The 10,957-nt window shown below is 68.1% G+C and carries 10 protein-coding genes; 5 read left to right on the forward strand and 5 right to left on the reverse strand.

The window, feature by feature from the left end:
* The first annotated feature begins 19 nt into the window (after nucleotides 1–19).
* Entirely contained in the window at nucleotides 20–631 is a 612-nt protein-coding gene (locus AZG88_RS03915) for a PPA1309 family protein (protein ID WP_005240184.1), read from the forward strand.
* A 4-nt stretch (nucleotides 632–635) separates the two neighbouring features.
* On the opposite strand, the gene AZG88_RS03920 is transcribed toward AZG88_RS03915, so the two are convergent.
* A complete protein-coding gene (locus tag AZG88_RS03920) occupies nucleotides 636–1,658 on the reverse strand; it encodes a YlbL family protein (RefSeq protein ID WP_037179365.1) in 1,023 nt (340 codons plus the stop codon).
* A gap of 113 nt (nucleotides 1,659–1,771) precedes the next feature.
* Between AZG88_RS03920 and AZG88_RS03925 the strand changes: the two genes are divergently transcribed.
* From AZG88_RS03925 to AZG88_RS03935, 3 genes are all read left to right on the forward strand, one after another.
* A complete protein-coding gene (locus AZG88_RS03925) occupies nucleotides 1,772–3,199 on the forward strand; it encodes a zinc-dependent metalloprotease (protein WP_005240179.1) in 1,428 nt (475 codons plus the stop codon).
* Between the two features lie 118 nt (nucleotides 3,200–3,317).
* Nucleotides 3,318–4,211, forward strand: coding sequence for a hypothetical protein (locus tag AZG88_RS03930; RefSeq protein ID WP_061041187.1), 894 nt, complete (start codon nucleotides 3,318–3,320; stop codon nucleotides 4,209–4,211).
* Nucleotides 4,208–5,563, forward strand: coding sequence for an ABC1 kinase family protein (locus tag AZG88_RS03935; protein WP_005564833.1), 1,356 nt, complete (start codon nucleotides 4,208–4,210; stop codon nucleotides 5,561–5,563). The genes AZG88_RS03930 and AZG88_RS03935 overlap by 4 nt, the downstream gene beginning before the upstream one ends.
* Nucleotides 5,564–5,591: 28 nt before the next feature.
* Here the strand turns inward: AZG88_RS03935 and AZG88_RS03940 are convergent, their stop codons facing one another.
* A complete protein-coding gene (locus AZG88_RS03940) occupies nucleotides 5,592–5,933 on the reverse strand; it encodes a WhiB family transcriptional regulator (RefSeq protein WP_016883149.1) in 342 nt (113 codons plus the stop codon).
* A 451-nt stretch (nucleotides 5,934–6,384) separates the two neighbouring features.
* Nucleotides 6,385–8,523 carry an ATP-dependent DNA helicase UvrD2 gene (locus tag AZG88_RS03945; RefSeq protein WP_061041160.1) on the reverse strand — a complete coding sequence of 713 codons (2,139 nt, stop codon included), beginning with the start codon at nucleotides 8,521–8,523 and terminating at the stop codon, nucleotides 6,385–6,387.
* Between the two features lie 80 nt (nucleotides 8,524–8,603).
* Here AZG88_RS03945 and AZG88_RS03950 point away from each other — a divergent pair, with 80 nt between their 5' ends.
* Nucleotides 8,604–8,858 (forward strand): mycoredoxin, encoded by a 255-nt coding sequence (locus AZG88_RS03950; RefSeq protein WP_005240166.1) that lies wholly within the window; start codon nucleotides 8,604–8,606, stop codon nucleotides 8,856–8,858.
* On the opposite strand, the gene nudC is transcribed toward AZG88_RS03950, so the two are convergent.
* On the reverse strand, nucleotides 8,855–9,766 hold the full coding sequence (gene nudC / locus AZG88_RS03955) for an NAD(+) diphosphatase (protein WP_005240164.1): 912 nt from the start codon (nucleotides 9,764–9,766) through the stop codon (nucleotides 8,855–8,857). The two genes, AZG88_RS03950 and nudC, sit on opposite strands and share 4 nt — an antisense overlap.
* A 20-nt stretch (nucleotides 9,767–9,786) precedes the next feature.
* On the reverse strand, nucleotides 9,787–10,854 hold the full coding sequence (locus AZG88_RS03960) for a potassium channel family protein (protein ID WP_005259666.1): 1,068 nt from the start codon (nucleotides 10,852–10,854) through the stop codon (nucleotides 9,787–9,789).
* Between the last annotated feature and the right edge of the window lie 103 nt (nucleotides 10,855–10,957).

Below are 10,957 nucleotides of genomic sequence, written 5' to 3' on the forward strand. Positions count from 1 at the left end.
CTGTTCCGGGGGTGCGAAGATGGGTCTCGTGAGTGAAGAGAATGTGAACCGAGAGACGGACGCCCTCGCCCGCTGTGTGCGCGAGGTGGTCGAATTCGTCGATGCCGGAGGGTGGGATCAGCCGCCCCAGATGTTCGCACTCGTCCCGACCGAACTGCTCGCGGCCGCCGAACCGAGCCTGCTCGACCAACTCGCCGACGGCGCGGAATTGACCCCGGTGGAACAGGATCCGTTCCCCGACGACATCGACGGCGGGTCGCGCGCACTCGACGAGTTCCTCGCCACCACCAGCTGGCCGGAGTCCGTGGTGGGGTGCGCACTCGTTCAGGAGATCGTCGTTCTGCCGCCCGAGGCGGAGTCCGATCTCGACGACGCGCTCGTCCCCCTGCTGTCCGATCGCGACGCCGCCGACGACGCCGCGCGGGCCGCGGCCGAGTCGCATCCCGACCGCCGGTCCGCCCGGTTGATCGCCGCCGTGCTGCGCGACGGACCGTCGTTGTGCCTGATGCAGTTGCGCCCCGACGAGGACGCCGACCCGTACGCCGGGATCGAACTTCTCACCTACGAGGATCTGGCACCGAATCTCATCAGCGCGTTGTACGCCACCCTCGACGCGACCGAGGAGGACTGACCGCTCAGCAGTGCGGCGCGTCCGCTCCGGTATTGATGGCCTCGAGCGCATCGACGGCTCCGTCGAGGTTCTCGACCTTCACCAGCCGGAGCCCGTCGGGCGCACCCTGGCGTGCCTCGTCGCAGTTCTTCGCCGGCACGAGGAACGTCTCGGCGCCTGCCTCCTCCGCGGCGATCAACTTGTACTTGATGCCGCCGATGGGCCCGACGTCGCCGTCGGAGTCGATCGTGCCGGTGCCGGCGACGAACTTGCCGCCGTTGAGTTCGCCCGGGCTGAGTTTGTCGATCACGGCGAGGGTGAACATGAGACCTGCCGAGGGGCCGCCCACGTCGGCGAGGTTGAAGTCGATCGTGAACGGGACGTCCGGGATCTCCTCGGGAGTGATCCCCAGGTAGCCCTTGGACTCGTCGTCCGGGCGTGCGCCGAGCACCACCCGCACCGTCGTCTCGGCGCCGTCGCGCCGGATCACGATCGGCACCTCCGTGTTCGGGGGCACATCGGCCACCGCCTCCTGCACGCCACCGACCGTCGACACCGGCTTTCCGTCGACACTCACCAGCACGTCGCCCTCGCGCAGCAGTCCCTGGGAGGGGCCGTCCTCACCGACCTTGGCGATCCGCAGGTCCACCGGCTTGCCCAGGAAATGGAGTGCCGCGAGTTCCGCGCTGTCCTCCGACTGCTGGAAGTCGGCGTCGTTCTCCTGCTTGACCTCGTCCTTCGACTTGTCCGGCGGGTAGACCTCCTCGCGGGGGACGATGCCCTGGCGCCCACTGGCCCACAATCCGAACGCTTCGAACACGTTGAGGTCGTCGCGCACGGCGACCGTCGTCATGTTGAGGTGGCCGGTGGTGTCGTCGACCTCCGTGCCCTCGACGGCGACGACTTCTTCACCACCTACTTCGCCGAGTGTGTTGAACGTGGGTCCCGGCCCGAGGGCCACGTACGGCACCGTGATCACCGTGCCGAGAATTCCGAGTACCACGATCGGGGCCAGCGCAGCCAGAAGCGTCACGATCCGTCGATTCACCTGGACCAGCGTAGAGCGCGAACCCGCGGACACGACTGTCGGCCGTCCGCGTGTTCGCCGTCAGCGTGACGAGGTGGACAGCCACGGAACCATGCGCCTTGTACCGTTGAGTCATGAGCAATCCGCCCTTCGGCTTCTCCAAACCCGACGACGATCCCGATCGTGACAAGAACACGGGGGATCAGAACGGGCCCGACCGCGACAAGAACGCGGGCGGTTCCGACGACTTCGGTTTCGGGGCGGGTGGTTTCCCCGCCGGGGGCTTCGATCCGGCCTCCCTCGGTCAAATGCTGACCCAGTTCGGCCAGATGCTGAGCGGGATGGGCACGTCGATGGGGTCCGGTGAGCAGACCGGCCCGGTCAACTACGAGATCGCGAAGAAACTCGCGCGCCAGCAGATGGGGTCCGTCGCACCCATCACGCAGGGCAACTCCGAGGCGATCGCCGATGCCTCACGGCTCGCGGAACTGTGGCTCGACGCCGCGACGACGCTGCCGGCGGGCGCGACGAAGACCGTCGCGTGGACGCCCAACGACTGGCTCGACAACACCCTCGACACCTGGAAGCGGCTGTGCGACCCCGTCGCGGAGAAGGTGTCCGGGATGTGGGTGCAGGGGCTGCCCGAGGAAGCGCAGCAGATGGCCGGGCCGATGATCGGCATGATGAGCCAGATGGGTGGCCTCGCCTTTGGCTCCCAGCTCGGCCAGGCCCTGGGCCAGCTGTCGAAGGAGGTGCTGACCTCCACCGACATCGGTCTCCCCCTCGGTCCGGCAGGCACGGGCGCACTGCTTCCCGCCGCGGTGGAGCGGTTCAGCAAGGGGCTCGAACAGCCCGACCGCGAGATCCTCGTGTTCCTCGCCGCGCGTGAGGCCGCCTACCAGCGCCTGTACAGCCACGTTCCGTGGCTGCGTCAGCGTCTCCTCGCCACCGTCGAGGAATACGCCCGCGGCATCACGATGGACTTCTCGGCCATCGAGGACATGGCGAAGGGACTCGACCCGTCCGCGCTGACCGATCCGTCGCAGCTCGAGAACATCCTGCAGCAGGGTGCGTTCGAACCGCAGACCACGCCCGAGCAGAAGCAGGCGCTCGAGCGACTCGAGACGCTGCTCGCCCTCATCGAGGGCTGGGTCGAGGTCGTCGTCGCGTCGGCGCTGAACGACCGCCTCCCCGGCGTCGCGGCCCTGAGCGAGACGCTGCGCCGCAGGCGTGCGACCGGCGGACCCGCCGAACAGACGTTCGCGACGCTGGTCGGACTCGAACTGCGTCCCCGCAAGGTCCGGGAGGCCGCGCAGCTGTGGACTCGCCTCACGTCCGAGTCGACCGTCGACGCCCGTGACGGTGTGTGGGCCCACCCCGACCTGTTGCCCGACTCGTCCGATCTCGACAGCCCGGATGCGTTCGTCGAACGTGTGCTCGGAGGCGGCGACGGCGGCGACTTCGACAATCCGATGGCGCAACTGGAGGCGACCGAGGCCCGCGAGCGGGCCGAGGAGGCCGAACGCGGCAAGTCCGGCAAGGACGACGAGCCCGAGTCCTGACCTGCTGATCCCACCACTTTGCAATAACGGGAAATCCACAGGTCGAAGTACGTTTCGGCCTGTGGACAACTCGCGTTTTCGGCGCTGAGGCCCGGTCGTGGCCTGCGATCCTCAGCGTGTGACCATCCAGCCCACACCCCACGTCGGTGTCACTCTCGATCCCCGGATCGCCGTACTCGTCCGCCCCGACGGGCGGGTGCAGTTCGGCTGGGATCCCGAGCGCGCTCTCGTACTCGCCCCGCCTCCCGGGGTCCGCACCGAGCAACTCCTCGCCGTCGTCCGGCTTCTCGACGGCAAGAATTCGCGGCCGCACATTCTGTGGGCTGCCGTCGGGTACGGCCTGGCGCCCACCGACGTGTCGAAGCTTCTCGGCGACCTCGACCGGGCGGGTCTGATCGATGTCGCCGGCACATCTCCCGTCGCGGACACGGTCACGATCCGCGTGCACGGGCGCGGACCGCTGTCGGATGCGGTGTCGGCCGGGCTCACGGACGGCGGCATTCGGGTCTCCCGCTCCTTCCGCTATTCCGCCGACGGCGACGTCCGGCGGTGGAACGCCCTGTGCGTCGTGCTCGCGGACGATCTGGTGGCCGAACCTCGGCTCGTCGCGGATCTGGTCCAGAACGGGATACCGCACCTGCAGGTCCGGCTGCGTGACGGCCGCGGTGTGGTCGGCCCGCTCGTGCTCCCGGGCCACACCAGGTGCCTGCGGTGCGCCGATCTCCTCCGTGCAGCGTACGACGAGGACTGGCCGCACCTGTCCGCTCAGCTCCTCGGGACGGTCGGGCACGCGAGCCCCGCCGTCATCATGGCCACGGCCGCAGTCGCCCTCGGCCAGCTCGAGGCCGTCTTGGCCGCCCCGCGAGGCGCGCCGCCCAGCAGTCTCGACGCGACGCTCGAGATCGATCTCGGCGCGCACCGGCTGGTGACCCGGCGCTGGCCGCGGCAGGCGAGCTGCAGCTGCACGTACCTGGCACCCGCTGTGGGCGAATCGAACCGCCTTCGGTCATGATGCATGATGGTGGGGTGTCCGACATCCCCCGCAGGAGTTCCGCCCGCACCGCCAAACTCGCGAGCATCCCGTTGGGGATCGCGGGGCGTGCTGCGATGGGCTTCGGCCGGAAGCTGACCGGCGGCGACAAGGACGAGATCGACGCCCAGCTGAGCGCGAAGGCGGCCGAGCAATTGTTCGCGGTCCTCGGCGAACTCAAGGGCGGCGCCATGAAACTCGGGCAGGCGCTCAGCGTCATGGAGGCGGCGATCCCCGAGGAGTTCGCGGAGCCGTACCGTGAATCGCTGAACAAGCTGCAGGCGCAGGCGCCTCCCCTGCCCGCGCGGGCCGTGCACAGAATGCTCGACCAGCAGCTGGGCACCAAGTGGCGTGACCGGTTCCAGTCGTTCGACGACACCCCGACCGCATCGGCCAGCATCGGCCAGGTACACCGCGCGGTGTGGGCCGACGGTCGCGACGTGGCCGTCAAGGTTCAGTACCCCGGCGCGGACGAGGCCCTGCGCGCCGACCTGAAGACTCTCGGCCGGTTCGCGGGACTGTTCGCCTCGGTCATGCCCGGCGTCGACGTGCGCCCGGTCATCGACGAGTTCACGGCCCGCACCGAGGAAGAGCTCGACTACCGGATCGAGGCGAACAATCAGCGCCGCTTCGCCAAGGTGTACGACGGGGATCCGCAGTTCGCGATTCCGCACGTGGTCGCCAGTGCCCCCAAGGTGGTGGTCACCGAATGGATGTCGGCGAAGCCGCTGTCGGCCATCATCGCCGACGGCACCCCCGAGGAACGCAACACCGCGGGCGCACTGCTCGCGGAGTTCCACTTCGCCTCCCCCACCCGCGTCGGCCTGCTCCACTGCGACCCGCATCCGGGTAACTTCATGCTGCACAGCGACGGCCGCCTCGGTGTCATCGATTTCGGTGCCGCGGCGCCGTTTCCGCACGGGCTACCCCCGGTGCTCGGGTCCATGGTCCGGCTGGCGCTCCACGAGCAGTTCGACGAACTGACGGAGTTGCTGCACGCCAACGGATTCGTCCTGCCCGGCCGAACGGTCACCGACAAGGAGATCGCGGACTACCTGCGTCCCGTCACCGACCCGATCCGCACCGAATCGTTCCACTTCACCCGCGCCTGGCTGCAGAAGGCCGCGGGTTCCGCGACCGACTTCAACAGTGCGCAGTTCCGGACGGCCCGGGCACTGAATCTGCCCGCCGAGTATCTGATGATCTTCCGGGTTCTCGTCGGCTCGGTGGGAATCTGCGCTCAGCTGGACGCATACGCGCCGTACATGGAGATCCTCACGCGGTGGCTCCCCGGGTTCGCCGACCCCGCTCCCGAGGACGAAGACACCGTCTGAGCCCGAATCCCCCGCCCCGTACCGGTTTCTACGCACAGACCAGAGTCTGCGTCTTGCGTGGACGTCCCCGGGGACGCTTGCGTGCGATCACGACGCCCTGGTCGAAGATCTCCCCACCCCACACGCCCCACGGCTCACCCCGATCGAGGGCCGCGTCGAGGCAGCGGGAGCGGATCGGGCAGGACGCGCACAGCGCCTTCGCCTGTTCCAGCTCGGTGGGAGAGTCCGCAAACCACAGGTCGGGATCATCGACCCGGCAGGGCAGGTCACCACGCGCGGACACTATCTGAACAAATCCGCTTGTGGCGGTTGAGGTTTCGGATACCCCTCGGCATGTCACGGTAGACACGTCCTTCTCCTCTGCTCTCATTGCGACGGTCAATCTCTTCGGTTCGATGAAGTGGGTGCGAACCAGAGCCGAGGCTGCGAGCGGGAAAAGTGCTCGAACTACAAAGGCCACGGTCCGCGATGCGGGTCCGTGGCCTTGAAAAGACGGTGGGAGTTGATCTACCGAGGAATTCCTCGACAACTCCGATACACGGACTCGACTGCTGCTGCGGGACGACGACGGGCTGCCGACCAGACAATCGCCGGTGCCGTTTCCGCCGCGTTCATGCCGAACAGCGCGGAGGCAGCAGCGACTGCCGTCTCATGTGCTTGGAACTTCGTCATTTCACTGCCACCTCCATTTCTTCTCGATCCGATGTGAACCACACGGGTCTCCCCGCGCACTGAAACCACAGTAGGCAATTCTCCAGAACCGCACAACCTATTTTTGACCTGCAGTGATGCGCACTACTCCCCTGCCGCGTGGGAGTCGTTCAGAGACTACCGCTTCCCTTGATCACACCGAGGACGTCCTCGCCGAACTGCTCGAGCTTCTTCGCACCGATCCCGGGGATCGCGACGAGCCCGCGATCGTCCTGCGGCCGCTGCTCGGCGAGAGCCGTCAACGTGTTGTCGCTGAACACCACGTACGCCGGAACCTTCAGCTCCCGCGACTTCTCGAGACGCCACGACCGCAGCGATTCGAGCAGTTCCACGTCGACATTGGACGGGCACCCCTCGCAGCGACCGAGCATGGTCGAGGTCGTCCCGATCAGCTGTTTTCCGCACAGCCGGCACCGTGGACGCTTCTTGTTGCTCTTGACGGGCGCCGCGATCCGCGAGGCCGGTGAATCTTCGGGGATGAGTCCGTGCAGGAATCGCGAACGGCGCCGCGACTTGCGGCCGCCCTCGTTCCGGGACAGTGCCCACGACATCTGCAGGTGCTCCCGGGCGCGGGTCACGCCGACGTACAGCAACCGGCGTTCCTCCTCGACGGCCGCCTCGTCCGGTGCCGAGTTGGAGTCGCCGAGCACGTGCTGGATGGGCAGCGTTCCGTCGGTGAGCCCGACGAGGAACACGGCGTCCCACTCGAGCCCCTTGGCGGCGTGCAGGGATGCGAGTGTCACACCCTGCACGAAGGGTGGATGCCGCGCCTCGGCCCGCAGACTCAGTTCGCGCAACAGCGCGTCGAGGGTCAACTCCGGATCCTGGGTCAGCTGTTCCTCGGTGAGCGCGACCAGCGCCGACAGCGACGACCACCGTTCGCGAGCCTGCGCACCCGCCGGTTCCGCGTCGGTCAGCCCCAGCGGAGCGAGGACGGCGCGGACGAGCGTGACCAGGTCGGCGCCGACCGCATCCGGCAGGTCGTCACGACCAGCGGCCTGGCGCAGCGCCGCCACGGCCTGACGCACCTCGGTGCGGGTGAAGAATCCCTCACCGCCCCGGACCTGGTACGGGATGTCGAGTTTCGTCAGCGCCTGCTCATGTACCTCGGACTGGGCGTTGATCCGGTACAGGACCGCGATCTCCGCGGCCGGAGTGCCGGAGGCGATGAGCCGCTTGATCGTGCGCGCCACCCCGGCTGCCTCGGCCGGCTCGTCGTCGAACTCGACGAAACTCGGCTCCGGCCCGGAGTCGCGTTGCCCGATCAGCTGCAGGCGGGTGCCCGCGATCCTGCCGCGGGCCGCTCCGATCACCCGGTTCGCCATCGACACGACCTCGGGGGTCGAACGGTAGTCGCGCTCGAGGCGCACGACGGTGGCCTCCGGGAACCGGCGCGAGAAGTCGAGCAGGTAGTTGGGTGTGGCGCCGGTGAACGAATAGATGGTCTGGTTGGCGTCACCGACGACGGTGAGGTCGTCCCGCTCCCCGAGCCAGGCGTCGAGGACTCGCTGCTGCAGCGGAGTGACGTCCTGGTACTCGTCCACGACGAAGCACCGGTACCGGTCGCGGAACTCCTCGGCGACAGCGGAATGCTCCTCGAGCGCCGCCGCCGTGTGGAGCAGGAGATCGTCGAAATCGAGGAGCATCCCGTCCTGGCCGCGGGCCTTCAGCTGCTCGTAGCCGTGATATACCTCGGCGACCTTCGCGGCGTCGACCGGCGCCTCCCGGCGCAACTTCGCCACCGCGCGCGGGTAGTCCTCCGGCGCGATCAGCGAGGCCTTGGCCCATTCGATCTCGCTCGCCAGGTCGCGGACGCTCTCTGTGCTGGTGGACAGTCCGACCCGTCCGGCGGCGGACGACACGACCGCGAACTTGCGGTCCAGCAGCCGCCACTCCGTGTCGCCGATCACCTGCGGCCAGAAGTACCTCAGCTGCCGCAGCGCGGCGGCGTGGAACGTGCGCGCCTGAACCTGCGCTCCCCCGTCGCCGATCCCCAGGCTGCGCAGCCGGCCACGCATCTCGCCTGCCGCGCGAGCCGTGAACGTCACCGCCAGCACCTGCCCCGCGGCGACGTGCCCACTGGCCACGAGGTGCGCGATACGCCGGGTGATGGTCCGGGTCTTCCCTGTTCCGGCCCCCGCCAGCACACACACCGGACCCCGGGGAGCGAGTACCGCTGCGGACTGTTCGGGATCGAGACCGGTACTCGTCACCTCTGCTGCGCCGGCTGCTGACATGGCGTCCATCATGACAGGGGCAACCGACACGGCGCGAAGCGGACGAACACCGCAGTGGGAACACACGACGGAGTCGTGGTGTTATATCCGCCGTGACTGCTACCGACACCCCCGCCCTGACCATCTACTCCACCACCTGGTGCGGCTACTGCCGGCGCCTGAAGACGCAGCTGGACGAATCCGGCATCGGCTACATGGAGATCGACATCGAGGACGATCCGGCATCGGCGGAGTTCGTCGGCAGCGTCAACGGCGGCAACCACGTGGTCCCCACCGTCAAGTTCGCCGACGGCAGCACCGCGACCAACCCGTCGTTGTCGCAGGTCAAGAAGCTCCTCGGCGTCTAGGACTCCGTCGCTGCTCCCGCCCAGGACTCGATGATTCCGCGCGCGATGGAAATCGAGCCGGGGAGCAGCAGCGGGGCGTCGGTGTCCGACGCCCAGTCGCCGAGTTCGAGTGCCGTGCGCACCTCGTCCCGAGTGAACCACCGGGCCTCGGCGATCTCGCCGTCCGCGAACGTCAGCGGGGCGTCGGGATCGCCGACGGCCGCGAACCCGATCATCACCGAACGGGGAAACGGCCACGGCTGGCTGCCGAGGTAGCGCACGTCACGGACGTCGACCCCCACTTCTTCCTTGATCTCCCGGACGACGCACGTTTCGAGCGATTCACCGGCCTCGACGAATCCGGCCAGGATCGAGAACCGCCGCGCCGGCCACGTGGGCTGCCGGGCCAGCAGGACGCGATCTCCGCCGTCGTGCACGAGGCAGATGACCGCCGGATCGGTGCGGGGAAATTCCTCGTGCCCGGTGCTCGTCGAGATCCGCGACCATCCCGACATCGTCGGCTCCGACGGCGCGCCGTCGAGCGCACTGAAGCCTGCGCTGTCGTGCCAGTTGAGCATCGCGAGGGCCCCGGTGAGTACCCCGGCGTCCGCGTCGTCCAGCGTCCCGCCCAGCATCCGGAGATCGGCCAGCTCACCGGTCAGCGCCTGCACCCGCACCGCCCACACGTGCCGATCCTTGCGGATGCCGAGGAAGACCGCCCCCCGTTGCGGCTCGGGGCCGAGTTCGGTGGCGTCCGCGAACACCAGGCCGTCGTCGCCCACCCGCACCTGTCCGCGGTGATTGACGCGCAGTAGCAGCGCATCCCGCCAGCCCGCTCGCAGCGCGTCCGTGTCCGAACGCAATTCCTCGGCCCGCCCGACGGCGGAGCGGGACAGGAGCGGGGTGTCGTTCAGCCGGAATGCAGTCACGCCGTCGACACTACTGCCGATCAGTTGGCGACCCGACGGATGTACAGCAGTCGGTCGTTCTCCTCGATCGAATCGACCTCCGGCGAGCCGACCCGGATCAACCGCCCCTCCCGCACCACACCGAGCACGATGTCCGCGAGGTGACGCGGGGAGCCGCCGATCTCGTCCCGCTCCACGGGGCGTTCCGCGATCGCGAAACCGGCCTCCGGAGTCAGGAGGTCCTCCATCATCTCGACGACGCTCGGTGTCTTCGTGGCGATGCCGAGGAGCCGGCCCGCGGTCTCGGAGGACACGACGACCGAATCGGCGCCGGACTGCCGGAGCAGATGCGTGTTCTCGGATTCGCGGATCGCCGCGACGATCTTCGCCTTCGGTGCGATCTCGCGCGCCGTCAGCGTCACCAGCACCGCGGTGTCGTCACGGTTGGCCGCGACGATGATCGCCGACGCGTTCTGCGCGCCCGCCAACCGCAGCACATCCGATTTGGTGGCGGACCCGTGGACCGTGACGAGGCCCTTGCTGGCCGCCGAGTCGAGCACCGCGTGGTCGGTGTCGACCACCACGATCTCCGACGGCGGAACGTCGTCGCCGAGCATCGCGTCGATCGCGGTGCGTCCCTTGGTTCCGTAGCCGATCACCACGGTGTGATTGCGCACGTGCTGCCTCCAACGCTGAATTTTGAACGCCTGCCGGGAGCTCTGCGTGAGCGCGGAGAGAGTCGTACCGACCAGGACGATGAGGAAGAAGATTCGAAGAGGCGTGATCAGGAGAACGTTGACGAGCCTCGCGGACGGGGTGAACGGCGTGATGTCGCCGTAGCCCGTCGTCGACAACGACACCGTCGCGTAGTAGATGCAGTCGAGCAGCGACAGTTCGTTGTCCTGCGCGTCGCGGTAGCCCGCCCGGTCGATGTAGACGATGAGAACCGCCAACGCCAACGCCGCGAGGGCGATACCCACGCGGCGGTAGATCGCCCGCGCCGGACTGGTCTGCAGCTCCGGAATCCGGAGTACACCCACCAACGCGAAGTCAGGCCGGTCGGTCAGGGTGTCCGACCTGCTCAATCTCTCACGCAGCCTACCGGCCATATGTTCGTCTCCACGTTGCACTGAACTCCGACATCGGCTGGCAGCCTAACCCCGATTGCCCCATCGGTGACACGTCGGAGCCTCGTTGTCGCGTACCGAGTTG

This window comes from Rhodococcus sp. LB1 (genome assembly GCF_001583455.1).
Taxonomy (GTDB): Bacteria; Actinomycetota; Actinomycetes; order Mycobacteriales; family Mycobacteriaceae; genus Rhodococcus_F; species Rhodococcus_F opacus.

Excerpts from the sequence above, each read along its gene's own strand:
- AZG88_RS03915 (WP_005240184.1), top strand. The coding sequence starts at position 20 with ATGGGTCTCGTGAGTGAAGAGAATGTGAACCGAGAGACGGACGCCCTC.
- AZG88_RS03925 (WP_005240179.1), top strand. The coding sequence starts at position 1,772 with ATGAGCAATCCGCCCTTCGGCTTCTCCAAACCCGACGACGATCCCGAT.
- AZG88_RS03935 (WP_005564833.1), top strand. The coding sequence starts at position 4,208 with ATGATGCATGATGGTGGGGTGTCCGACATCCCCCGCAGGAGTTCCGCC.
- AZG88_RS03940 (WP_016883149.1), bottom strand. The coding sequence starts at position 5,933 with ATGAGAGCAGAGGAGAAGGACGTGTCTACCGTGACATGCCGAGGGGTA.
- AZG88_RS03945 (WP_061041160.1), bottom strand. The coding sequence starts at position 8,523 with ATGATGGACGCCATGTCAGCAGCCGGCGCAGCAGAGGTGACGAGTACC.
- AZG88_RS03960 (WP_005259666.1), bottom strand. The coding sequence starts at position 10,854 with ATGGCCGGTAGGCTGCGTGAGAGATTGAGCAGGTCGGACACCCTGACC.